We start from the raw sequence: 24,829 nt of genomic DNA on the forward strand, positions 1-24,829 counted from the left end.
GCTGCAAGCTAAAACTATCTCAAATAGGAGAAAACAAAGCTTGACCGGTTGTCAACTGGGTGAACGCTGAATCGCACAATCTGGCCCATGCCAACCGACAAAGAAAAAGCCGCCTTCGCCAAGAGGCTGAAGGAACTGCTCGAGCCGCTGAAAATTCGCGGCGGGACCAAACTCGCCGAGCAGTTCAATCTTCGCTATCACGGCGAGCGGCCCGTGACACCACAGACCGCGCACAAATGGCTGACCGGTACGACGATTCCGAAGCCGGACAAGTTGCGCACGCTAGCCGAATGGTTAAACGTCAAGGAGCACTGGCTCCATTACGGACCGCCGCCCGGCGCCAGCGCAAGACCGATGGCTCGCGGCGAAAAATATCCGCCGACGCCGGAAACGATCGAGCTCGCTTCCAAGATCGCATCGTTGACCCCGAAGGACCGGAATCTGGTCGAGGAAATGATCGTGCGCTTTTACGGCGAGGATTCCGACGAGGAGTGAGCGACGCAACATGAGCGCGGCGGCCGGCCGCATTTCCTTCCACCGCACCATAAAAAAAGCCGCCCGGTTCGCACCGGGCGGCTTTTCGTTTTCAGCTTGCGCCGCGCCGGCCATGCGGGCCGCCGCGGGACGGAACATCAGGCCGGCTTCGCCTTTGAGCTGCCCATCATCCGCGTGATGTAGTACTGCTGCGCGATCGACAGCACGTTGTTCACGACGTAGTACAGCACGAGACCCGCGGGGAAGAAGAAGAACATCACCGAGAACGCGATCGGCATGAACATCATCATCTTTGCCTGAACCGGGTCCGGCGGCGTCGGGTTCAAGCGGGTCTGCAGGAACATCGACACGGCCATCAGGACCGGCAGGATGAAATACGGGTCCTGCTGCGACAGATCCTGAATCCACAGAATCCACGGCGCGCCGCGCATTTCCACAGACGACAGCAATACCCAGTACAGCGAGATGAACACCGGAATCTGGATCACGACCGGCAGACAACCGCCGAACGGATTGACCTTCTCGGTCTTGTACAGCTCCATCAGCGCCGCGTTCATCTTCTGCGGATCGCCCTTGAAGCGCTCGCGCAGCGCTTGCATGCGCGGCGTGATCGCCTTCATGCGCGCCATCGACTTATAGCTCGCGGCCGACAGCGGGAAGAACACTGCCTTGATCAGCAGCGTGAGCAGCACGATCGACCAGCCCCAATTGCCGACATAGCTGTGGATCTTCGACAGCAGCCAGAACAGCGGCTTCGCGATGATCGTGACCCAGCCGTAGTCCTTCACCAGATCGAGGCCCGGCGCGATGCCGGCGAGCATCTTCTCTTCTTCCGGACCGGCGAACAGACGCGCGGACACGCTAACGGTCTGGCCCGGCTGGATGGTCGGCATCGCCTGCTTCATGCCGACGCGATACAGCGACGGATCGATCTTCTCGGCGTAGAACTCACGCTTCACGCCTTCCTGCGGAATCCATGCCGACGCGAAGTAGTGCTGGACCATCGCGACCCAGCCGTCGTTGGCCGACGTCGCGAAGTTCTCCTTGTTCTTGTCGAGATCGCTGAACGTCATCTTCTGGAAGTGATGCTCGTTCGTGTAGACAGCCGGTCCGATGAACGTGTGCGAGAAGCGCGGCGTTTCGACCGGCTGGTCGTCGCGCACGAGCTCCATATAGACCTGCGGCGTCACCGGCGTGGTGCCGACGTTCTGGACCTTCGTCTCGACGCCGATCACGTAGCTGCCGCGCGTGAACGTATACGTCTTGATGACCCTGAGGCCGCCCTTTTCCGGCGACTCGAAGCTCATCTGGAACGAGTTCTGACCGTCAGCCAATTGGGTCGGCTGGTTCGGCATCAGCGTGAAGACGTCGTTGTGATTCGGGAAATCGCCGCCGAGCAGGCCGGTGCGAGCCAGATACGTGTGATTGTTCGTCTTGTCGAACAGGGTGATCACGAGGTCCGGCTGCTTGCCGTCGCCCTGCTTGACGAGCGACAGGCGCGACAGCGTGCCGCCGCGGGTGTCGATTTCGCCGCTATAGACGTCGGTGCCGAACTTCACGAGCTGCGATTGCGCGGCTGCCGGCGCGTTGCCGGGCGCTGCCGCGTTGGTGGCCGGCAGATCGGCCGGTTGGGTGCCCGGCGTCGTGGTACCCGGCGCTGCGCTGCCGGCGGTCTGGGTCGGCGTCGTGCTCGGGAAGAACATCGACGGGCGTCCGTGGTCGCGTTGCCAGTTGTCGAACAGCATGACAGCTGACATGAAAAAGATGACCCATAGGACGGTGCGTTTGATATCCATGCGTTGTCTCAGTGTCGATGGAACGGCGCGTCAGCGCTTTTCAGAGGTGGGTGGCGGGACGAGATCGATGCCGCCCGCGGAAAGCGGGTGGCAGCGGCAAACACGCCTCACGGCGAGATAAGTCCCGCGCGCGGCGCCATGATACTGGATTGCCTCGCGCGCGTAATCAGAGCAGGAAGGGTAAAAACGGCACCGGTTGCCGAGCATGGGGCTCACGGCAAGCTTGTAAAAACGCAATAAAGCGAAGAGTACCGTTTGCATGGCAGGTGCGGCCGAACGGCGCCGCGCAACGTGGAGTACCGAGCGACGCCCGCGCCCTGAAGCTGCCGGCGCAACGCCCGTTGCGGCGACCGTGGTGCGGGCGATCACTGCGTCATTCCGTCCTGGGCGCCTCCGCGGGCGGCGCCTGACGACGGGTAATTTCGCGCGCTGCCTTGTCGAGCAACGCTTCGATTTCGCTGCGGCACAGCGCCTTCAACGGCGGTGACGACGCGCTCGGCAAAGCCTTTTTGTCGAAACGCGTGTGTAGACGCAGCAGCACATCCCAACCGCCGAATTCCGCGCGACGCACTCGGAAGGCCTCGCGCGCGATCCGACGCACCAGATTACGCGTCGCCGCGCGCGGCGCATACTTCTTGCCGATCACGAGGCCAAGACGCGCCTCGTTGCCGGTGGGCCGGCCGTACACGACAAAGTGCGCGGTACGGCGCCACGGCCGCAAACGAAAAACGGATGAAAATTCATCCGTTTTTAGCAGCCTTGCGGCTTTGGGGAAGGCGGCTTGCGCTCGCAACGGAACCGAGCCCGGTTGCTGCGCCCCGGCCGCTCCCGCTTCGCCACGGGCTTCGGTCACAGCGCGCAATCCGCTTGCCTTAGATCGCGAGGCGCTTGCGGCCCTTCGCGCGACGTGCGTTGATGACCTTGCGGCCGCCAGCGGTCTTCATGCGAACGCGGAAGCCGTGGGTGCGCTTGCGACGGGTAACGGAAGGTTGGTAAGTACGTTTCATGTTGCTCTCACTTGATCGAAAAAAACCGCGCGATCATCGCTGAAAGCGCAATGGCCGGTGGTTCACTGAAATTGGTTTTCGCGGAACCCGCTATTTAAACTGGTTTTCCGTTGGCCGTCAATACTTTAGCCATCCTCCGGCGCAGCCGATGCTTATGGGACTCGATGATCCGTCCCTGTGGATAACTCACTTTCGGGTCCGTTTTGGCGTTAGAATCTCGCCTTACTTCCCAAAAATGTTGCACGTCGCTCCGGCACGTTTGTCCCGCAGACCCTTGTGGCACAAGCGCCTGGGGCCGTTACGCCTGGCTGCTCAGGGCCTTGTTGCGCGTGCGCGACAGGGGCAGCGGCGACCGCCGTGCACACCATAACGATAGCAACTTGATGAACGAATTCTGGCAACACTGTTCCGCATTGCTGGAGCGTGAGCTTACGCCCCAGCAGTACGTGACGTGGATCAAACCCTTGGCCCCGGTCGCCTTCGACGCCGATGCGAATACGTTGAGCATTGCCGCGCCGAACCGCTTCAAGCTCGACTGGGTCAAGAGCCAGTTCTCCGGCCGCATCGCGGATATGGCCCGCGATTTCTGGCATACGCCGGTGGACGTGCAATTCGTACTGGATCCGAAGGCCGGCATGCGCGCCCCGGCGGCCGCGGCGCCGGCTCCGTCGTCGCCACGCCCGGCTTCACCCGCGCCGCATGGCGGTAATGCCGGGGGCGTCGCTGCCGTAGATGCGGCTGTCGGCGCCGTGCAGGCCGCGCATGCCTCGCGCGCGAATCCCGTGGCCGCGGCAGCGGCGCTCGCCGCGCAAAATGCGCACCAACGCAGCGCCGCCGAAGACGCCGCAGACCTCGACCTGCCGAGCCTGGACGCGAACGAAGCCGCCGCCGGACGCCGCACGTGGCGTCCAGGCCAAGGCGCGGGCGCGGCGGCGAGCAGCGAGAACGACTCGATGTACGAGCGCTCGAAGCTGAATCCCGTGCTGACCTTCGACAACTTCGTGACCGGTAAGGCGAACCAGCTCGCGCGCGCCGCGGCGATCCAGGTCGCCGACAACCCCGGCATCTCGTACAACCCGCTGTTCCTGTACGGTGGCGTGGGCCTCGGCAAGACCCACCTGATCCACGCGATCGGCAATCAGTTGCTGATGGACAAACCCGGCGCGCGGATTCGCTACATCCACGCGGAACAGTATGTGTCCGACGTCGTGAAGGCGTACCAGCGCAAGGCGTTCGACGACTTCAAGCGCTACTACCACTCGCTCGACCTGCTGCTGATCGACGATATCCAGTTCTTCTCGGGCAAGTCGCGCACACAAGAGGAATTCTTCTACGCGTTCGAGGCACTGGTCGCGAACAAGGCGCAGGTGATCATCACGAGCGATACGTATCCGAAGGAAATCTCGGGTATCGACGACCGCCTGATCTCGCGCTTCGACTCCGGCCTGACGGTGGCGATCGAGCCGCCCGAACTCGAAATGCGCGTTGCGATTCTGATGCGCAAGGCGCAATCGGAATTCGTGAGCCTGAACGAAGACGTCGCGTTCTTCGTCGCGAAGCATCTGCGTTCGAACGTGCGCGAGCTCGAAGGCGCGCTGCGCAAGATCCTCGCGTATTCGAAGTTCCACGGCCGCGAAATCACGATCGAACTGACCAAGGAAGCGCTGAAAGACCTGTTGACGGTGCAGAACCGGCAGATTTCGGTTGAAAACATCCAGAAGACGGTCGCCGACTTTTACAGCATCAAGGTCGCGGACATGTATTCGAAGAAGCGTCCGGCGAACATCGCGCGGCCGCGGCAGATCGCGATGTACCTGGCGAAGGAATTGACGCAGAAGAGTCTGCCGGAAATCGGCGAGCTGTTCGGCGGCCGCGACCACACGACGGTGCTGCACGCAGTGCGTAAGATCGCCGACGAGCGCAGCAAGGACGCGCAGCTGAATCACGAACTGCACGTGCTGGAGCAGACGCTGAAGGGCTAAACGGGCTGGCCGTGCCCGCGACTATGAACCGCGCGGGTGCGGAGTGAAATGCGAAAGTGATTGGTAGCGGCTGCAAGTGGGCCGCACCAGCACCGGAAGCTGGGAAACGGGGCATCCAACGAGCAACCGGCGTCCATCTGCGGGACCCGGACGGGGTAATGACAGGAGCACGACGGTAAGCAGCCGGAGAGTGGCGTAGAAGCGCGGGGAAAAGTGCGACGAGGATACGGCTTGACCTGCCTGACCTGGCGCAAAAGGCCGCCCGCGAACCGGCCGCGCAGCGCAGCGGCGCAACAAACCGCCAGCGACCGAGACCCCGCTCCGCAAAATCGACCTGTTTATTCCCAAACTCGCCCCCAATTTAGTGAGGCGGTCCCGTTTTCAGGCACAATACAGGTTTAACCGCCCGGCGGCCGCGGGCGGATTTCACGCCGTGACGGGCGCTTGCGTGGCGCCGGCGGGGAGCTGCGGCTGCACGCTGGAAAGCCTGTCCTGCAAGGCGTGCAGGCCGTTATATCAACGAAGGAACCCTATGCAACTGGTCAAGACCGAACGCGATAACCTCCTCAGGCCGCTGCAAACCGTGAGCGGCATCGTCGAACGCCGCCATACGTTGCCGATCCTCGCCAATTTGCTGATCACCAAGAACGGTCCGGACGTATCGTTCCTGTCGACTGACCTCGAGTTGCAGATCACCACGCGCGCCGACTTCGGTGTGGGCGGCGATTCGGTCGCGACCACGGTGGCGGCGCGCAAGCTCCTCGACATTCTGCGCGCGATGCCCGACGGCCAGGTCACGCTGACGCTGAACGACAAGCGCCTGACCGTGCAATCCGGCAAGAGCCGCTTTGCGCTGCAAACGCTCGCCGCGGACGAGTTCCCGACCGTCGCTCAGGCTAAAGACTACGGCGCGAGCCTCGTGGTTCCGCAAAAGACGTTCCGCCAGCTGCTCGGCATGGTCCATTTCTCGATGGCCCAGCAGGACATCCGCTACTACCTGAACGGCATGCTGCTGGTGGTGGACGGCGATCAGCTGATGGCGGTCGCGACGGACGGCCACCGTCTCGCGTTTTCGTCGATGAAGATCGAAGGCTCGTTCGCGCGCCAGGAAGTGATCATTCCGCGCAAGACGATTCTCGAATTGCAGCGCCTGCTCGAAGACATCGACGACACGCTGAAGATCGACATCGCGCAGACGCAGGTCAAGTTCACGTTCGGCCAGGTCGAACTCGTGTCGAAGCTCGTGGAAGGCAAGTTCCCCGACTTCCAGCGCGTGATTCCGAAGTCGCACAAGAACAAATTCCAGATTGGCCGCGAAGAACTGCAGCGCTCGCTGCAACGCGCGGCGATTCTGACGTCGGATAAGTTCAAGGGCGTGCGCTGCATCGTCGAGCCGGGCCAGTTGAAGATCATGTCGACCAACGCCGATCAGGAAGAGGCGCAGGAAGAACTGGAAATCGCGTACGACGGCGACAGCGTCGATATCGGGTTCAACGTCACGTATCTGCTCGACGTGCTCGCGAACCTGAAGGTCGACATGTTGCAGGTGAGCCTGGGGGACGCCAGCTCCAGCGCGTTGATCACGATTCCCGAGAACGACGAATTCAAGTACGTGGTGATGCCGATGCGCATCTGACGCGTCCAACATCAAGAAGAACACCAAGGGGCGCAGCGCCCCTTTGGCGTTTTTATGGCGTTTTGAAAAGTCCAGAGCAGTAACCTTGCAGTAACGCAGAACCGGAAAAAATCCATGACTGAAACGAACAATACGCAGCCCGATAACAGCTACGGCGCCTCGTCAATCCAGATCCTCGAAGGTCTGGAAGCCGTGCGCAAGCGGCCTGGGATGTACATCGGGGATACATCGGATGGCACCGGTTTGCACCACCTCGTGTTCGAAGTGCTCGACAACTCGATCGACGAAGCGCTCGCCGGGCATTGCAACGACATCCAGGTGATCATTCACGCGGACAACTCGATCTCGATCACCGACAACGGCCGCGGCGTGCCGACCGGCCTGAAGATGGACGACAAGCACGATCCGAAGCGCAGCGCCGCTGAAATCGTGATGACCGAGCTGCACGCCGGCGGCAAGTTCGACCAGAACAGCTACAAGGTGTCGGGCGGCTTGCACGGTGTGGGCGTGTCGTGCGTGAACGCGCTGTCCGCGTGGCTGCGTCTGACCGTGCGCCGCGACGGCAAGAAGCACTTCATGGAATTCCACCGTGGCGTGCCGCAGAACCGTGTGCTCGAAGTAATCGACGGCGTGACCACATCGCCGATGCAGGTGGTCGGCGACACCGAAAACCGCGGCACCGAAGTGCATTTCATGGCCGATGAGACGATTTTCGGCAACGTCGAATATCACTACGACATTCTCGCGAAGCGGATTCGCGAGCTTTCGTTCCTCAATAACGGCGTGCGGATTCGTTTGCTGGATCAGCGCTCGGGCAAGGAAGAAGATTTTGCGTTCGTCGGCGGCGTGAAGGGCTTTGTCGAGTACATCAACAAGAACAAGTCCGTGCTGCACCCGAACATCTTCCACATCATGGGTGAGAAGGAAGGTGTGGGCGTCGAAGTAGCGATGCAGTGGAACGACAGCTACAACGAAAACGTGCTGTGCTTCACCAACAACATTCCGCAGCGCGACGGCGGCACGCACCTTACCGGTTTGCGCGCGGCGATGACGCGCGTGCTGAACAAGTACATCGCCGACCACGAAGTCGCGAAGAAGGCGAAGGTCGAAACGTCGGGCGACGACATGCGTGAAGGGCTGTCGTGCGTGCTGTCGGTGAAGGTGCCGGAGCCGAAGTTCAGCTCGCAGACGAAGGACAAGCTGGTGTCGTCGGAAGTGCGCGCGCCGGTGGAAGAAGTGGTCGCGAAGGCGCTCGAGGAATTCCTGCTCGAGACGCCGGCCGACGCGAAGATCATTTGCGGCAAGATCGTCGATGCCGCGCGTGCGCGCGATGCGGCGCGCAAGGCGCGTGAGATGACGCGTCGCAAGGGCGTGCTCGATGGCGTTGGTTTGCCTGGGAAGCTCGCGGATTGCCAGGAGAAGGATCCGGCGAAGTCGGAGATCTATATCGTCGAGGGTGACTCGGCGGGTGGCTCGGCGAAGCAGGGGCGTGACCGGAAGTTTCAGGCTATCTTGCCGCTGCGCGGTAAGGTGCTGAACGTCGAGAAAGCACGCTACGACAAGCTGCTTTCTTCCGAGCAGATCGTTACGCTGATTACCGCGCTTGGGTGCGGGATCGGCAAGGAAGACTACAACCTCGACAAGCTGCGTTATCACCGCATCATCATCATGACCGATGCTGACGTCGATGGTGCGCACATCCGTACGCTGTTGTTGACGTTCTTCTATCGGCAGATGCCGGAGATGATCGAGCGCGGGTATATCTATATCGCGCAGCCGCCGCTGTACAAGATCAAGGCGGGGAAGGACGAGCGGTATCTGAAGGATGAGTCGGAAGTGAATGCTCATATTCTTCGGCTCGCGCTGCAGGGGTCGGAGTTGGTGGCTTCTGAAGGTGCGACGCCGATTACCGGGGATGCGTTGGGTGAGTTGGCTCGGGCTTATCTGTTGGCGCAGGCGGTGGTTGATCGTTTGAGCCGCTTGTATGACGCTGGTGCGCTCGAGGCCGTGATGGATGGCGTCGCTATCGATCTGTCCAGCGAGCAGGCGGCCGAGGCTTCGGCTCGCGCTCTCGAAGCGAAGCTGCGGGATGATGCGCTAAAGCCTGATGTCACCGTGACCACGATGTATGACCCCGTGCGGGAATTGCGCTCGCTGCGCGTCGCGCGGACGCATCATGGCAATCAGAAGATTTCCGTTATCGATGAAGAGTTTCAGTTGACCGCGGATTATCAGCAGCTGGTGACTACCGCTAATACGTTTAAGGGTTTAATTGGCACTAACGCTGTGATCAAGCGTGGGGAGCGGAGTATGGCCGTCATCGACTTCAAGAGTGCGATGAAGTGGCTGCTTGCTGATGCCGAGCGGAATATGTCCAAGCAGCGCTATAAAGGCCTCGGTGAAATGAATCCTGAGCAGCTTTGGGAGACGACTATGGACCCGCAAGTGCGCCGTCTTCTGAGAGTGCAGATCGAGGATGCCATTGCGGCTGATGGGATCTTTGCTACGCTGATGGGGGATGATGTCGAGCCGCGGAGGGCGTTCATCGAGTCGAATGCGCTTAGGGCGGGGAATATCGACGTTTAATGGTGTAGTGCGAAGCTCGACCGAGCATCTCATCAAGTTGTGCGATAAAGTCCTGAAACCCCGCAGCCGTAAAGGCTTGCGGGGTTTTTTCTTTCCCGCATTCGCGACATAGCCTCGATTGCGAGCCCCGACGCTGAATGCTCTGCGCTTGAAAATCCGCGGGTCGCGACCATTCAGTTGCCGCCAACGAGATCTTCTAGTGGCCTTTCACTCAAGGCCACTTATCCACATCCCCCTTTGGACAACCTTTGTAAAAGCAGCCGAACACGTTGTGGGCGAAACCTTGACAAACGCTAAGCGTTAACGGACCGACGAAAAGTTCTCCCTGGCTCCGTTAACCTGTCCGCCCGCGCTCCCAAGGGTTATCGATTCCGCAGCGCGTTGATCCGTAAACGAACTTCCAAGTTATCCACAGCCGAACGCGCCGCTTGTTAACTATTACTACGTATACATATACAAAGACTATAAAAACCAGAGAAGCAACCCAAAACCCGCGCAACGTATACGCACACGACAACAGCAACATCGCAGCATTCAGAAGGAGAAGCAGCGAGCACCCACCCAGCCACCCGCGCCTCACCCCAACGGCAAACAGATCTCCGTAATCAACTCCGCAGGCGCAGTCTCCTTGGGACTATTCAAATACTCCTCAAACACCGGCGCATCCGCCGCCTCTCTTCCAGACTGCACGAGCCAGGTCCCGTACAACCACTCATAAGCCGCCCGCATGTCGCTATACGGCCCAACATGCCGCAACACCGCATATTCCCCACCGCGTATACGCGTGACAGAAACCCCGCCATCCATCGCAACGGCAGAAGCAACTTCAGCCATCACCGGTCCCGGCAACAGCACCCCCGCCTTCGACCGCAGCGCCTGCTCCTCGACCACCCCCGCATCATCGAAGTAAACGCCGATCATCCGCATCTGCGCCGCGAGCAGATTATGTTTCGCAAGCCACCCGAACAAAGCATCAAAAGCCTTGCCGATCTGCATATAAGGCCCGACATGATCGACCGACAGAATCTCCATCGGCTCCACATAACGAATCACGACCTCACGAATCGTCGTCATCTGATCCTCTCCTGAAAGCGCCGGCCGAAACCGGCTCTGCGTGCCCTGCTTGCGATACTGCGCCGGCGGCACACCAAACACCGCGCGAAACGTCCGCGAAAATGACTGCAAACTGCTATACCCCGAACGCTCGGCGATCAGAGCGATCGGCATCGAGCTGTTCGCGAGAAACCCCGCCGCGCGGTGCAACCGTAAGCGGCGCACCGTCATCGCGACCGTCTCGCCGTACATCGCCTGATAAATCCGGTGCCAGTGGTACGGCGACAGGCATGCAATCTCCGCAAGCCGTCCGATATCGAGCGGGTCGTCGAGGTGATCGTAGATATGATCGAGCACGCGTGCGAGTCGCGTTTCATATCGAGCTCGATGGTCTGATTCATTCATAGCTGGACCGCAGAAAATTGGCGCGAGAGCATGCAAGCAAAGTATCACGCTACGGCGTGCGCGCCGTTTACCAAATCCTGCGGATTTAACGCGGTCCGCGAGAAGCGGATTAAGCGCTTGTTGACCACATCACGCGCGCAAGCGGGAGCGCCAAACGCGAATCGACAAGCAGCCCCGCCCCCCAACGTGACGCTGCCTCAATTTGGCGCTATCGTGTAACCCGCACCATCAGCAGCAAGCAGTAGGCAGCAACTAACCGCCGTTCCCATTCCTACCCGCGTTCGCGCGAAGCGATGGAGCCGCAAACATGAGCTATACCGAGTCGATCGGCAGTCGCACCTACCGCTTCGCCGACCTGAAGACCCTGCTCGCCAAAGCGAGCCCGCAGCGCTCCGGCGACCAACTGGCAGGCGTCGCGGCAACGAGCGAAGAAGAGCGGGTCGCCGCCAAAATGGCGCTGGCACAGGTGCCGCTGCGCACGTTCCTGAACGATCCGCTGATCCCCTACGAAACCGACGAAGTCACCCGCCTGATCATCGACGATCACTCGCCACAAGCCTTCGCCGAAATCTCGCATCTGACGGTAGGCGATTTCCGCAACTGGCTGCTCAGCGCCACAACCGACACCGACGCACTCACCGGCATCACCCACGGCCTCACGCCTGAAATGGTTGCCGCGGTCTCGAAGCTGATGCGCAACCAGGACCTGATCGCCGCCGCCCGTAAACGCCCGGTCGTCACCCGCTTTCGCAACACGGTCGGTTTACCGGGCCGCATGTCCGTACGCCTGCAACCGAACCACCCGACCGACGACGTCAAAGGCATCGCCGCCTCGATGCTCGACGGCCTGATGTACGGCTGCGGCGACGCAATGATCGGCATCAATCCCGCGAGCGACAATCTCGCCGCGATCACGAAGCTGCTCCACATGATCGATGAATTCCGTCAGCGCTATCAGTTGCCGACGCAGTCGTGCGTCCTCACGCATGTGACGAGCACGATCGCCGCGATCGAAAAAGGCGCTCCGGTCGATCTCGTGTTCCAGTCGATCGCGGGCACCGAGAAAGCGAACGCGAGCTTCGGCATTTCGCTCGCGCTACTTCGGGAAGCGTACGAGGCGGGGTCGTCGCTGCAACGTGGCACCGTCGGCAGCAATCTGATGTATTTCGAAACGGGACAGGGCAGCGCGCTGTCGGCGGATGCGCATTTCGGCGTCGACCAGCAGACCTGCGAGGCGCGCGCCTATGCGGTCGCACGCAAGTTCAAGCCGTTCCTGGTGAACACGGTGGTCGGTTTCATCGGCCCCGAGTATCTGTACGACGGCAAGCAGATCATGCGCGCGGGTCTCGAGGATCACTTCTGCGGCAAGCTGCTCGGCGTGCCGATGGGCTGCGATATCTGCTATACGAATCATGCCGAAGCGGATCAGGACGACATGGACAATCTGCTGACGCTGCTCGGCGTCGCGGGCATCAATTTCATCATGGGCGTGCCGGGCGCGGACGACGTGATGCTCAACTATCAGAGCACGTCGTTTCACGATGCGCTGTACGTGCGCGACGTGCTCGGTTTACGGCGCGCGCCCGAATTCGAGGAATGGCTGGAGTCGATGCAGATCATCGACGCACGCGGCGCACTGATCAGCGCACCGACACGGCAACCGCTGCTCGAAGGCGCGCGCGACTGGATGGGGATCGCATGAGCGAGAACGACGCACCCGATAAGGATCCGTGGAACGCGCTGCGTCGGTTTACGCAGGCACGCATCGCGTTGGGCCGTGCGGGCAACAGCCTGCCGACCGCGCCATTGCTCGCGTTCAATCTCGCGCATGCGCAGGCGCGCGACGCCGTGCACCATCCGCTCGATGTGGACCCGCTGCACGCACAGCTGCGCTCGCAAGGTTTCAATACGCTCGACGTGCATAGCGCCGCGCCGGATCGCGAGCATTATTTGCGGCGGCCTGATCTTGGGCGGCGTCTGTCGGATGAGAGTCGCGCGGCGCTCGCGCAACTGCCGGCACAATCAACCGATGTGCTGTTCGTCATCGGCGATGGTCTATCGGCATTTGCCGCGTCGAAGCAAGCGGTGCCGTTGCTGCAAGCCATCCATCCCAAGCTCGCGGGTTGGACCATTGGCCCCGTCGTGATCGCGCGTCAGGCGCGCGTCGCGCTTGGCGACGCGATCGGCGAATTGCTCGACGCGAAAATCGTCGTGATGCTGATCGGCGAGCGGCCGGGTCTGAGCTCACCGGATAGCCTCGGCATCTACATCACGTACGCGCCGAAAGCGGGTTGCAGCGACGCCCAGCGCAACTGCATTTCGAACGTGCGGCCCGAGGGACTCGACTATCCGCAGGCCGCGCACAAGCTGCACTATCTGCTCACGCAGGCGAGGAAGCTCAAACTTACCGGCGTAGGTTTGAAAGACGACAGCGATGAGCTACTGGCGGGCGCACCAACCCATCCTGCGGTGAGCGACGGCTCAACGTAGCACGCAACGCGACAGCAAACGCCGCACGCCCGTCGCTCACTTGCGCAACAACCTCAACCCATTGCCCACCACCAGCAAACTCGCGCCTACATCGGCGAACACCGCCATCCACATCGTGCCGAAGCCCATCAACGTCAGCACGAGAAACACGCTCTTGATGCCCAGCGCGAGCGCGATGTTCTGCACCAGCACCGCATACGTCGCCTTCGACAACCGGATGAACGCCGGAATCTTGCGCAGATCGTCGTCCATCAGCGCGACGTCGGCCGTCTCGATAGCAGTATCGGTACCCATCGCGCCCATCGCGAAGCCGATGTCGGCGCGCGCGAGCGCGGGCGCATCGTTGATGCCATCGCCGACCATGCCGACCGTCGCGCCGTCGGCCGACCATTGCGCGACGGCAGCGAGTTTGTCCTCGGGCAACTGATCGCCGCGCACTTGATCGACGCCGACCTGTTGCGCGATCGCCTCGGCGGTGTGGCGGTTGTCGCCGGTCAGCATTGCGGTGGCGACACCGAGCCGCCGCAGATCGGCGACGGCGGCGCGGCTCGTGTCCTTCACCGTGTCGGCGACCGCAAACAGAGCGAGCACCCGCTGCGCGCCGACGAGCATCACGACGGTTTTGCCTTGCTGTTCGAGCGCATCGAGACGCGCTTCGAGTTGCGGCGAGCAGCGGCCCAGTTCTTCGACCAGGCGATGATTGCCGAGCCAGTACGCGATGCCGTCGATGTCGCCGCGCACGCCGCGCCCAGCGATCGCTTCGAACGCATCGACCGGCAGGTGTTCGACGCCGTCGTCATCTGCGGCGGCAGCAATCGCCATCGAAACGGGATGGTCGGAGCGTCCCGCGAGGCTCGCCGCGAGCGTGCGGTAGCGGTGCGCGTCACCCTCCTCGCCAAGCGCCTCGAACTCCGTCTGCACCGGCTTGCCATGCGTAATCGTGCCGGTCTTATCGAGCGCCAGCCGGGTCAGCTGGCGTCCCTGTTCGAGGTATACGCCGCCCTTGATCAGTATCCCCTTGCGCGCCGCGGCCGCAAGCCCGCTGACGATCGTCACCGGCGTCGAAATCACGAGAGCGCACGGACACGCGATCACCAGCAGCACCAGCGCCTTGTAGACCCACGCGTGCCACGCTCCACCGAATAGCAGCGGCGGGACCAGCGCGACGGCGAGCGCAATCGCGAACACGATCGGCGTATAAACACGCGCGAACTGATCGACGAAGCGCTGCGTCGGCGCCTTCGTGCCCTGCGCCTCCTCGACCGCGTGGATGATGCGCGCGAGCGTCGTGTTGCCCGCCGCGGCCGTCACGCGATAGTCGAACGAGCCCGTCTGGTTGATGGTGCCGGCGAACACGGTGTCGCCGGTCGTTTTGTCGACCGGCAGGCTCTCGCCGGTGATCGGCGCCTGATCGACGCTCGAGCGGCCCGCGACGATCTCGCCGTCGAGCGCGATCCGCTCGCCCGGCTTCACGCGCACCAGCGCGCCGGGCGCGATCGCGTCGACGCGGACGAGCTGCCACGCGCCATCGGGCTGCTGCACGCTGGCTTCTGCGGGCGTGAGCCGCATGAGTCCTTCGATCGCGTTGCGCGCGCGGTCGAGCGAATGCGCTTCGATCAGCTCGGCGATCGTGAACAGCACCATCACCATCGCGGCTTCGGGCCACTGGCCGAGGAGCGCCGCACCGGTCACGGCGATGCTCATCAGCGCGTTGATGTTCATGTTGCCGTTGCGCAGCGCGAGCCAGCCTTTGCGATACGTCGTGAGGCCGCAAGACGCGATCGCGACGACTGCCATAATCGCCACGACCCAGGTGGGCGCACCGAGCCAGCTAGCTGCTTCTGAGGCAACCGCGACGCCGCCGGCGAGGATCAGGGGCCACCACGGCTTGCGCATGGCGCCAGCTGCCGGCTGGGATGCAGCGTTGGCATCGTCGGTGTCGCTTGCCAGTTCGGGCGTGAAGTCGAGCGAGCGCAACGCGGCGAGGACCGTGTCGAGCGCCTCCGGCGCGTGGACGACCGTCAGCACGCGCTGCATCAGGTTGAATTCCATGCTGCGCACGGACGGCATACGGCCGAGCTTTTTGCGGATCAGTGCTTCCTCGGTGGGGCAGTCCATCTGCAGGATGCGGATTGCGGTGCGCAGGTCGTCGCCTACCGCTTCGGAAGGCGGCAGGCGTAGCGAAGTCGGCGCGAACGAGGTGGAGGCGCAGCAGGCGCCAGCAGCGTGATCGTGGGCGTGATCGTGGTCGTGATCGTGATCGTGATCGTGATCGTGATCGTGATCGTGATCGTGATCGTGGTCGTGGTCGTGGTCGTGGTCGTGGTCGTGATCGTGCCCTTCGTGCCGATGTTCGCCGCAACTGTCGGCGCCATGAGCATGCTCGTGCCGCGCGCCAACCTCCCCGCAAGCCCCGTGCGTACAGGCTTCGCCCACTTCTGGACGATCGACGGCAAAACGGTTGGTATCAGGCATGGTGGCTTCCTCGTGCGATTTGTGGTCTAGTAAACACCTTGAAGCCACTACAAGGTCAAGGCCGCGTGGAGGAAAGGTCCATGAAAATCGGCGAACTGGCGAAAATCGCCCATTGCACGACGGAAACCATCCGTTTCTACGAGAAGGAGCGCCTGCTGCCCGAGGCGGAGCGCACCGAAGCCAATTACCGCAGTTACACGGCGAAGCACGTCGAGCGCCTGCGCTTCATCCGCAATTGCCGCGCGCTCGACATGACCCACGACGAAATCCGCGCATTACTGCGTCTGACCGACGCGCCGGCGAACGGCTGCGGCAGCATGCATGCGCTGATCGACGAGCACGTCGCGCACGTCGATACGCGTATCGAAGAGCTGCAGCAGCTGAAGGCGCAACTGACGACGCTGCGCGACCAATGCCACGGCGAGCATCCGGTCGAAGACTGCGGCATCGTGCACGGCCTGACCGACATGGATGTGGCCGTGCCGCGCCCGCGGCATACGCATCTCGGCTGACGCCGGGCTGGCGTCGTGAGCCATTGCATCGCGACGCAGCGCCGGCGCAACAACCCCATACACGGCAAGGCCGCGCCTGCGATCTTGCCGATCGATCATCGAATCCAGTTGGAGAATCAACGTGTTCACCTGTAGAAACCAGTCCTGCGGCGCGCAGTGGGAGCAATCCGACGTCGTCATCAAGAACGAAGGCCAGGGGCTCCTGTTCCGCTGCCCGCTGTGCGGCGCGCGCAATTACGTCGAGCGTTTCGACGGCGACGACGGCGAAGTGCTGTACGAGCAACTGCCGGGCCGCCCCGACCAGGGCCCGATGGCCGAGTAATCGCGATTCCTACAGACGACCTTATGAACAGTCCCACCCCCGCCGGCGCCGCATTCAGCGAGCTGCCGCTGCCGCCCGCGACGCTCGCGAACCTGACGCAGCTCGGCTACGTCGAAATGACGCCGATCCAGGCCGCCAGTCTGCCGATCGCGCTTGCCGGCAACGACCTGATCGCCCAGGCGAAAACCGGCAGCGGCAAGACCGCGGCGTTTTCGCTGGCACTGCTCGCGCGCCTCGACGCACGCAAATTCGACACGCAGGCCATGGTGCTGTGTCCGACGCGCGAACTCGCCGATCAGGTCACGCAGGAAATCCGCCGCCTCGCGCGCGCGGAAGAAAACATCAAGGTGCTGACCTTGTGCGGCGGTACGCCGATGCGTCCGCAGACGGCCAGCCTCGAACACGGCGCGCACGTCGTGGTCGGCACGCCGGGCCGCATCATGGATCACCTCGAACGCGGCACCCTCGTGCTGCAGGCGCTGAACACGCTCGTGCTCGACGAAGCCGACCGCATGCTCGACATGGGTTTCTTCGACGACATCGCGAAGGTCGCGCGGCAATGCCCGAAAGAGCGGCAGACGCTGCTGTTTTCGGCGACGTACCCCGAAGGCATCGCGAAGCTGAGCCAGCAATTTCTGCGCAACCCGAAGGAAATCAAACTCGCCGAGCGGCACGACGACAGCAAGATCCGTCAGCGCTTCTACGAAGTGAGCGAAGATGAACGGCTGCACGCGGTCGGTCTGCTGCTGAACCACTATCGGCCGGTCAGCACGCTCGCGTTCTGCAACACGAAGCAGCAGTGTCGCGATCTGCTCGACGTACTGCGCGCGCAGGGCTTTCATGCACTCGCGCTGCACGGCGAACTCGATCAGCGCGAGCGCGATCAGGTGCTGATCCAGTTCGCCAACCGCAGCTGCTCGGTGCTCGTCGCAACCGACGTCGCCGCACGCGGCCTCGACATCGCGCAACTCGAAGCGGTGATCAACGTCGACGTGACGCCGGACCCGGAAGTGCATACGCACCGCATCGGCCGCACGGGCCGCGCCGATCAGGAAGGCTGGGCGCTCAGTCTCGCGAGCATGGACGAGATGGGGCGTGTCGGCGGGATCGAGCAGGCGCACAAGCGCGACGTCGAATGGCACAAGCTGGCCGAACTGAAGGCGGCCAGCAACGAGCCGCTGCTGCCGCCGATGGAAACGCTGCAGATCCTCGGCGGCCGCAAGGACAAGATCCGTCCCGGCGACGTGCTCGGCGCGCTGACCGGCGACGCCGGTTTCGCGGGCTCGCAGATCGGCAAGATCAACGTGACCGACATGTCGACCTATGTCGCGGTGGAGCGCAGCATCGCGCGCGAGGCGGTGCGCCGGCTCAGCGCGGGCAAGCTGAAGGGACGCAAGGTCAAGGTCCGTTTGATGGACGAAGCCTGATTCACCCGAAGCTCATGCTCTCCGTGAAAGTCAGATGATTCGAAAAAACGGCCGCATATGCGGCCGTTTTCACAAGCGCTCTTCGCTTCAAAAGCCCGCTTCAAAAGTCCGTTTCTGCGCTGTGTTCATAGCGGTGTTGCCCTGCGCACCTCGGATCCGGCGGCGTCAAGGTGGCGGAGCTGCACCGGCCGTTTGCGCCGCGGAGCCGCTCAGCATCACATTCCTTCATACCTACGCAGTTACCCGTATTCCCCGAACCCCCCACTGTCTGCCCGCAAACCGCGATCTAGCCGGCTTTGGCCTGCGTACAGCGGCTTCGCGCGAGCCATGAAGAAAACGCATGCTGCGCATGACAAAGTTTCGATTGTGAGCGTTCTTTGGCTGATGCCTAATCACCCTAACGGAAGGAATGCCCCGCCGCCGCCGTTCGCGCGGCCGCCGGCGGCTGAAGAAAGGGAGAAAGTCTATGCAGAGCGCCATGCAGGCCCGCTCGAAACTGCCGGATGTCGGCACCACCATTTTTACCGTGATCGGCCAGTTGGCCGCTCAACACGACGCATTGAACCTGTCGCAGGGCGCGCCGAATTTCGCGCCGGATCCGAAGCTCGTCGAGGGCGTCGCGCAAGCAATGCGCGCCGGCCATAACCAGTACGCGCCGATGGCCGGCATCGGCGCGCTGCGCGAAGCGCTCGCCGACAAGGTCGAAACGCTGTACGGCGTGCGCTACGACGCAGCCAGCGAAGTGACGGTGCTCGCGAGCGCGAGCGAAGGGCTTTATTCGACGATCAGCGCGCTCGTGCATCCGGGCGACGAAGTCATCTACTTCGAGCCGTCGTTCGACAGCTACGGCCCGATCGTGCGTCTGCAGGGTGCGAAGCCGGTCGCGATCAAGCTGTCGCTCGATCATTTCCGCGTGGACTGGGACGAAGTCGCGGCCGCGATCACGCCGAAGACGCGCATGATCATCATCAACACGCCGCACAATCCGACCGCGACGATTTTCAGCGACGCCGACATCGAGCGGCTCAAAGCGCTCACGCGCAACACCGATATCGTGATCCTGGCCGACGAGGTCTACGAGCACGTGGTGTTCGACGGCGCGAAGCATCAGAGCATGGCGTGCCATCGCGAACTCGCGGAGCGCAGCGTGATCGTGTCGTCGTTCGGCAAGTCGTATCACGTGACCGGCTGGCGCGTCGGCTATTGCCTTGCGCCCGCCGCGCTGATGGACGAGATCCGCAAGGTCCATCAGTTCATGGTGTTCTCCGCCGATACGCCGATGCAGTACGCGTTCGCCGACGCGCTAGCCAATCGCGACAGCTACCTCGGTCTGTCCGACTTCTATCAGAAGAAGCGTGATCTGCTCTCGCATGCACTGCGCGAATCGCGCTTCGAGTTGTTGCCGAGCGAAGGCAGTTTCTTTATGCTCGCCCGGTTCCGCGGCTTCTCCGATGAAAGCGACAGCGATTTCGTGCTGCGCCTGATCCGCGATGCGCGCGTCGCGACGATTCCGTTGTCGGCGTTCTACACCGACGGCACGGATTCGGGCTTGATTCGCCTGAGTTTCGCGAAGGACGACGCGACCCTGCTCGAAGGCGCGCGGCGGTTGTGTGAAATCTGAGCGCGCGGGAGCACGCTCGAAGTATCGAAGCCATCAAAGTATTCGAAGCAAGAAGGGAGACGTTATGAAGTTGCTCAAGTGTTTGTTGGCGCTAGCCTGCGCAGGCGCGTCGCTCGCAACATGGTCGGCCGCCAGCGCCGCCGATACCTCGACGCTGCGTTTCGGCCTCGAAGCGCAGTACCCGCCGTTCGAATCGAAAGGGCCGGGCGGCCAGCTGCAAGGGCTCGATATCGACGTGGGCAACGCGGTCTGCGCGGCCGCGCACATGACGTGCAAGTGGGTCGAAACCTCGTTCGACGGCCTGATTCCGGCGCTGCAAGGCCGCAAGTTCGACGCGATCAATTCGGCGATGAATGCGACCGAACAGCGCCGCCAGGCGATCGATTTCACGACGGTGGTCTATCGCGTGCCGACGCAACTGATCGCGCGCAGCGACAGCGGTCTGCAGCCGACGCCCGAGTCGTTGAAAGGCAAGCGCGTCGGCGTGCTGCAGGGCTCGATTCAGGAAACCTACGCGAAGGTGCATTGGGAGCCGGTCGGCGTGGTCGTGCTGCCGTATCAGGACCAGAACCAGGTCTATGCCGATCTGACCGCGGGCCGTCTCGATGGCACGCTGGTGCTCGCGCCGGCCGGCCAAACCGGCTTTCTGTCGAAGCCCGAAGGCAAGGGATACGGGTTCGTCGGTCAGGCGGTGCGTGACGACAAGATTCTCGGCAGCGGCATCGCATACGGCATTCGCAAGGGCGACACCGCGTTGCGCGATCAGTTGAACGCCGCGATCGCGAAGGTGCAAGCCGATGGCACGGTGAAGACGCTCGCCGCGAAATATCTCGGCAATATCGACGTCAGCGCGAAGTAGTCGCGTCCCGTTCGAGCGGCGGCGCCGTTTGCGAGCGGCGCCGCGCGTTCGCTTGTTGGCCATGCGTTTGACGGCTACGATACGTAGGCTTCGCGAAGTTGGAGACAACGGCGAAGTCGACGGATCAACCGGAGAGCGCGCATGAGCGAGACGACCGAGGCGGCACGCGCTACGAACACCGCACGCGCAAGAGACGCAGACGCGCCGCGCTTCTGGCGCAGCGACGCGTTGCCGTTCATCGAGGCGCGCTCCATCGACGATGGCCGCAAGGTCTGCTACGCCAAACATTCGCACGAAACGTTTTCGATCGGCGCGGTGACGGGCGGCCGCAGCGTCTATCTGAACCGCCACGCGCGGGAATGGATCGGCGCGGGTGCCGTCGTGATGATGAACCCCGACGATGTGCACGCGTGCAACCCGGTTGGCGGCGAGCGGTGGTCGTATCGGATGCTGCACGTCGATGTCGCGTGGTTCACGAAACTGCAGCACGAGCTGGGTTTCAATCCGAACCATACGTTCCGCGCGATTTCGCAGATCATGACGCTCGACGCCGCGTTGTTCGACGGCTTGAACCGGCTGTGCACGATTCTCGCCAGCAACGACGGTGACGTCGACACGCTGCGCAAGGAAAGCGCCGCCATCACTTTCTTTTCCAACGTGCAGCAAACGCTCAATCCGGCCACCTCGCCCGAGCGTGCGGAGAGCGGCCAGCTCGCGCGTGCCGCGGAGTACATCGCCGAAAACTGCACGCGCGCGCTGAAGCTCGACGACATGTGCGAAGCCGCCGGATTGTCCGCTTCACATCTGATACGCGCGTTCAAGCTGCGCTACGGCATGACGCCGCACGCGTATCTGATCAACCGACGCATCCAGTACAGTCGCGCGCGACTGCGGCGCGGGGCACCGATCGCCGATGTCGCGCTCGACGCCGGCTTCGCCGATCAGGCGCATTTGCAGCGCACCTTCAAGCGGCTGGTGGCGGCGACGCCGGGGCAATATCGCCGCTGAGCGTGACGCGGCATGAAGGCGCATCGGCAAGCAGGCGCGACTCGCGTCACTCCATCAGCAGATACAACGCGCTGAGCGCGAGAAGTGCGGCCATCACGCGATTGAACACCCGGACCCGCTTCGCTTCACGCAAATGCCTGCGCAAAAACGTGCCGGCATACGCCCAACTCGCAATCGACAGATAGCAGATCACGAAGTACAGCGCCGTGAATTGCCAGACGAGCCCTTTGTCGCCGCCGGCCGCATACGCGCCCATGCCGGCCAGCGACGCGAGCCATGCCTTTGGATTGAGCCATTGCATCGCCGCGCCGTGCGTGAACGAAGGCCCGCGCGCCGGTTTGTCCGCGCCGAGTTGGCCGTTATCGATGGTGAGCTTGTAGGCCATGTAGAGCAGAAAACCCACGCCCGCCCATTTGACGATCTCGATCAGATTGGGAAAGTGCGCGAGCAATTCGTGCAGGCCGAGGCCGATCAACAGAAGCAGCAATGTGAATCCGACCGTTGCGCCAGTGACGTGCCGCAAACTCGCGGCGAGCCCGTGCCGCGCGCCGGCGCTGAGCGCCACGACGTTGACCGGGCCGGGTGAAATGGAACTGGCGAGCGCGAACGCGGCCATCGACAGGAATGCGGTCATCGGATGCCTCGAAACGTGAGTGGGCAAAATGGATTGCGACGCTCAACGGTAACGAGACGGCGAGGGCATGTATTGAAGGAAATTGCCCAGCCGAAAAGCGGGTGAAACCGCATGCGGCTTCAACAGATCATCAAAAGATAATGCGACGACGCGATAATCAGGTAACAAACGCGCGTTTGAATTTAAAAATAAATTTGCGCAAACGTTATCGAGGAAAACCAATTCCGGAATTATCAGGTAAATTGTACTCATCGAAACTTATGATATGCACCTATGAAGCCGGCGATTATTTGGCCCGATAAACAGTCCGAGGCCTCGAAAAACCGGTGATACAGGGCTTAAAGACTTACGCGCGAAAAAGCGAATCGATCAAGCGCGCGATGAATGCCTGGCATCAGTATCAATAGACCGGTCCGCTTGTGCTGGGAGCGACGAGTCGAATGGAAGAAAGGGAGTGCATGTGGGTCCCCATGTGAGCAGGCAAAAGATTGCGATCGAATTGAACGGGCTGTGTCTCGCGTTATTCGATGGCTGGCGCGAGCGCAGATGCGTGATTTCGCTCGCGTATCTGTTGCAAGTCTGGCCGCTCGTCGAAGCGACGCAGCGGTCGTTCAAACGCCTGCGCGACAACCTGCGTGATCTCGAGTGCTGGCATCTGAACGACGTTTCCGATGAAGATGGGGGGAGAATTCGCTATCTGCTGGGTGTTCTGTCCCAACAAACCGGAAGCGTAGTGAGCACTTCGACAAACTAACTCCCGCCGTTGAAAGCGCAGAGCACATGATCCACAAAACAAAGGGGCGGGTTCGCGTGCTGATCGCACGGGCGCGCAGACGTCGGATTCCGCGCGATGGCGTCGTCTATGCGGGATGCGGCGTAGTGCTGGCAATGCTCGCGCTGTGTGGCTACGCGCTGTATCAGAGCCGCGAAGATGCGATTGCGCGTGCGCTCGATTCAACCCGCGATGTCGCCACGATCACCGAGCGCGACATTGCGCGCAATTTCGAGTTGTACGCGCTGTCGCTGCAGGCGGTCGCCGACGGCCTCGGGCGTCCGGGCGTGCTCGATTCGCCGCGTCTGCGGCGCGAGATCCTGTTCGATCGCGCGGCCACCGGGCAATACGTCGGCGCGATGGTGGTGATCGACGCGCTGGGCAACGTCGTGATGGATTCGGACAGCGACGTGCCGCGCGGAGGAAACCTGTCGGACCGTCCGTACTTCAGGATTCATCGCGAAGATCCGGATCTCGGGCTCGATGTCAGCGCGCCGTATAGCTCGAGACTCAGACCCGGTTCGCGCAGCATCGCGTTGAGCCGGCGGCTGTCGCGGCCGGACGGATCGTTTGCGGGGATCGTCGCGCTCGGTATCGATCAGGAGTATTTCGCGAGCCTGTTTGCGGATCTGCGGATCGGGCAGCATGGCTCGCTGTCGATCATCAGAACGGACGGCACGATCATTGTGCGACGGCCCGACGATGGACACGTGACGGGCGGCGACATCAGCAAGACGGCGTTCTTCCGGCACCTGCTCGCGAAAGACGAGGGCAGCTTTATCGCGTCTTCGCCGCTCGATGGTGCCGAGCGGCTCTACTCGTTCAGACGGATTCCGCAATTGCCGCTGATCGTACTGGTCGCCGAGTCGACCGCCGATATCTATGCGGGCTGGTGGAAGCGCGCACTGACGATCGGTTCGCTGATGCTGATCTTCGGGATTGGCGTAATCGTGTTGGCGGCGTGGCTCGGCGCCGAGTTCCGACGACGACAGCGGGTCGAGCATGAGCTCGAACGGCTTGCCGGCACGGACGGACTCACCGGCCTGCCCAATCGTCGCGCGCTGTGCGAAACGCTCGATCGCGAATGGCTGCGCGCGCGCCGCACGGGCAGCGTGTTGTCGTTGCTGTTCGTCGATATCGATCACTTCAAGGCCTACAACGATACGTATGGCCATCAGGCCGGCGACGTCGCGCTGACCGCGGTCGCGCGTTGCATCCGCAGGGTGATCCAGCGGCCGGGCGATTGCGTCGGCCGATACGGCGGCGAGGAGTTCATCGTGGTGCTGCCTGATACCGACGGTGCCGGTGCCGGGGTGGTCGGCGAGAACATCCGCGTGGCGATCGGCGAACTGAACATCGCGCACGTGGGCTGCGAGTTTGGTCGCGTGACGGTCAGCATCGGCGCGACCACGTCGCGGTCGGATCGGGTGACGGATGTCAGCGTGGTCGTGCGGGCCGCGGATGAGGCGTTGTATACGGCAAAGGCCGGTGGCAGGAATATGGTCGCGCAGATGGGAGTCGGCTGACTGGTCGCTGCTGGTTTTTCTGCGCTGGAGATGAAGAGGGTTGCGACGCTTTCGCGTGCAACCCTTTTTCATTTTCGCGCGGTGCTACGCTCGGTTTAGAAACTTTAGGGTCGGAAGAAAGGTTGTTCCAATTGGGTAAAGAACATTGCCGCTGGGCGATTCGACAGCCGCGTGGTCGCTGGAGACCTGGGAAGAAGGGCGCTTGTTGCTGCAACGTCGCAGC

General features: G+C 62.3%; 22 protein-coding genes. 15 read left to right on the top strand and 7 right to left on the bottom strand.

Annotated features, from left to right (window positions below; genetic code table 11):
- Positions 1–87: 87 nt before the first annotated feature.
- The gene (locus tag EVC45_RS03725; RefSeq protein ID WP_129956690.1) at positions 88–495 is read left to right on the top strand and encodes a helix-turn-helix transcriptional regulator; all 408 of its coding nucleotides are present in this window, start codon (positions 88–90) and stop codon (positions 493–495) included.
- Between the two features lie 137 nt (positions 496–632).
- Here EVC45_RS03725 and yidC read toward each other — a convergent pair whose 3' ends face one another.
- The 4 genes from yidC to rpmH all read right to left on the bottom strand — a co-directional run bounded on the left by yidC (position 633) and on the right by rpmH (position 3,298).
- Positions 633–2,291: a membrane protein insertase YidC gene (gene yidC / locus EVC45_RS03730; RefSeq protein WP_129956691.1), complete on the bottom strand. Its 1,659-nt coding sequence runs from the start codon at positions 2,289–2,291 to the stop codon at positions 633–635.
- 30 nt (positions 2,292–2,321) lie between these two features.
- Positions 2,322–2,552, bottom strand: coding sequence for a membrane protein insertion efficiency factor YidD (gene yidD / locus EVC45_RS03735; RefSeq protein WP_129956692.1), 231 nt, complete (start codon positions 2,550–2,552; stop codon positions 2,322–2,324).
- 112 nt (positions 2,553–2,664) lie between these two features.
- Complete coding sequence (locus EVC45_RS03740) at positions 2,665–3,144, bottom strand: ribonuclease P protein component (protein ID WP_129956693.1); 480 nt, start codon at positions 3,142–3,144, stop codon at positions 2,665–2,667.
- Between the two features lie 19 nt (positions 3,145–3,163).
- Entirely contained in the window at positions 3,164–3,298 is a 135-nt protein-coding gene (gene rpmH / locus EVC45_RS03745) for a 50S ribosomal protein L34 (RefSeq protein WP_004198824.1), read from the bottom strand.
- Between the two features lie 383 nt (positions 3,299–3,681).
- Here rpmH and dnaA point away from each other — a divergent pair, with 383 nt between their 5' ends.
- The 3 genes from dnaA to gyrB all read left to right on the top strand — a co-directional run bounded on the left by dnaA (position 3,682) and on the right by gyrB (position 9,502).
- Positions 3,682–5,280, top strand: a complete 1,599-nt coding sequence (dnaA, locus tag EVC45_RS03750; RefSeq protein WP_248295022.1) for a chromosomal replication initiator protein DnaA — start codon at positions 3,682–3,684, stop codon at positions 5,278–5,280.
- Positions 5,281–5,812: 532 nt separating this feature from the next.
- Positions 5,813–6,916, top strand: coding sequence for a DNA polymerase III subunit beta (dnaN, locus tag EVC45_RS03755; protein WP_129956695.1), 1,104 nt, complete (start codon positions 5,813–5,815; stop codon positions 6,914–6,916).
- 114 nt (positions 6,917–7,030) lie between these two features.
- The gene (gene gyrB, locus EVC45_RS03760) at positions 7,031–9,502 is read left to right on the top strand and encodes a DNA topoisomerase (ATP-hydrolyzing) subunit B (RefSeq protein ID WP_129956696.1); all 2,472 of its coding nucleotides are present in this window, start codon (positions 7,031–7,033) and stop codon (positions 9,500–9,502) included.
- 576 nt (positions 9,503–10,078) lie between these two features.
- On the opposite strand, the gene EVC45_RS03765 is transcribed toward gyrB, so the two are convergent.
- Complete coding sequence (locus EVC45_RS03765; RefSeq protein ID WP_129956697.1) at positions 10,079–10,960, bottom strand: GyrI-like domain-containing protein; 882 nt, start codon at positions 10,958–10,960, stop codon at positions 10,079–10,081.
- 307 nt (positions 10,961–11,267) lie between these two features.
- Here EVC45_RS03765 and EVC45_RS03770 point away from each other — a divergent pair, with 307 nt between their 5' ends.
- Both EVC45_RS03770 and eutC read left to right on the top strand, forming a co-directional pair.
- Entirely contained in the window at positions 11,268–12,662 is a 1,395-nt protein-coding gene (locus tag EVC45_RS03770) for an ethanolamine ammonia-lyase subunit EutB (RefSeq protein WP_129956698.1), read from the top strand.
- Complete coding sequence (gene eutC, locus EVC45_RS03775; protein WP_129956699.1) at positions 12,659–13,450, top strand: ethanolamine ammonia-lyase subunit EutC; 792 nt, start codon at positions 12,659–12,661, stop codon at positions 13,448–13,450. Before EVC45_RS03770 ends, eutC begins: the two co-directional genes overlap by 4 nt.
- 36 nt (positions 13,451–13,486) lie before the next feature.
- Here the strand turns inward: eutC and EVC45_RS03780 are convergent, their stop codons facing one another.
- The gene (locus tag EVC45_RS03780) at positions 13,487–15,568 is read right to left on the bottom strand and encodes a cation-translocating P-type ATPase (RefSeq protein ID WP_248295023.1); all 2,082 of its coding nucleotides are present in this window, start codon (positions 15,566–15,568) and stop codon (positions 13,487–13,489) included.
- Between the two features lie 114 nt (positions 15,569–15,682).
- Between EVC45_RS03780 and EVC45_RS46570 the strand changes: the two genes are divergently transcribed.
- The 7 genes from EVC45_RS46570 (at position 15,683) to EVC45_RS03810 (ending at position 21,674) form a co-directional block, all read left to right on the top strand.
- Complete coding sequence (locus EVC45_RS46570; RefSeq protein WP_248295024.1) at positions 15,683–15,955, top strand: hypothetical protein; 273 nt, start codon at positions 15,683–15,685, stop codon at positions 15,953–15,955.
- Between the two features lie 50 nt (positions 15,956–16,005).
- A complete protein-coding gene (cadR, locus tag EVC45_RS03785; protein ID WP_129956701.1) occupies positions 16,006–16,437 on the top strand; it encodes a Cd(II)/Pb(II)-responsive transcriptional regulator in 432 nt (143 codons plus the stop codon).
- A gap of 121 nt (positions 16,438–16,558) precedes the next feature.
- Positions 16,559–16,759 carry a hypothetical protein gene (locus tag EVC45_RS03790; RefSeq protein WP_008918000.1) on the top strand — a complete coding sequence of 67 codons (201 nt, stop codon included), beginning with the start codon at positions 16,559–16,561 and terminating at the stop codon, positions 16,757–16,759.
- Positions 16,760–16,782: 23 nt separating this feature from the next.
- Complete coding sequence (dbpA, locus tag EVC45_RS03795) at positions 16,783–18,186, top strand: ATP-dependent RNA helicase DbpA (protein ID WP_129956702.1); 1,404 nt, start codon at positions 16,783–16,785, stop codon at positions 18,184–18,186.
- Positions 18,187–18,652: 466 nt separating this feature from the next.
- Entirely contained in the window at positions 18,653–19,807 is a 1,155-nt protein-coding gene (locus tag EVC45_RS03800; RefSeq protein ID WP_129956703.1) for a pyridoxal phosphate-dependent aminotransferase, read from the top strand.
- 64 nt (positions 19,808–19,871) lie between these two features.
- Positions 19,872–20,666 (top strand): ABC transporter substrate-binding protein, encoded by a 795-nt coding sequence (locus tag EVC45_RS03805; protein WP_129956704.1) that lies wholly within the window; start codon positions 19,872–19,874, stop codon positions 20,664–20,666.
- Between the two features lie 141 nt (positions 20,667–20,807).
- On the top strand, positions 20,808–21,674 hold the full coding sequence (locus EVC45_RS03810) for an AraC family transcriptional regulator (protein WP_129956705.1): 867 nt from the start codon (positions 20,808–20,810) through the stop codon (positions 21,672–21,674).
- A 46-nt stretch (positions 21,675–21,720) separates the two neighbouring features.
- Here EVC45_RS03810 and EVC45_RS03815 read toward each other — a convergent pair whose 3' ends face one another.
- Entirely contained in the window at positions 21,721–22,308 is a 588-nt protein-coding gene (locus EVC45_RS03815) for a LysE family translocator (RefSeq protein WP_129956706.1), read from the bottom strand.
- A gap of 472 nt (positions 22,309–22,780) precedes the next feature.
- Between EVC45_RS03815 and EVC45_RS03820 the strand changes: the two genes are divergently transcribed.
- Positions 22,781–23,062 (top strand): hypothetical protein, encoded by a 282-nt coding sequence (locus EVC45_RS03820; RefSeq protein ID WP_129956707.1) that lies wholly within the window; start codon positions 22,781–22,783, stop codon positions 23,060–23,062.
- 26 nt (positions 23,063–23,088) lie between these two features.
- A complete protein-coding gene (locus tag EVC45_RS03825) occupies positions 23,089–24,606 on the top strand; it encodes a sensor domain-containing diguanylate cyclase (RefSeq protein WP_129956708.1) in 1,518 nt (505 codons plus the stop codon).
- Positions 24,607–24,829: the final 223 nt, after the last annotated feature.

It is taken from the genome of Paraburkholderia sp. UYCP14C (assembly GCF_004197395.1).
Lineage (GTDB): Bacteria > Pseudomonadota > Gammaproteobacteria > Burkholderiales > Burkholderiaceae > Paraburkholderia.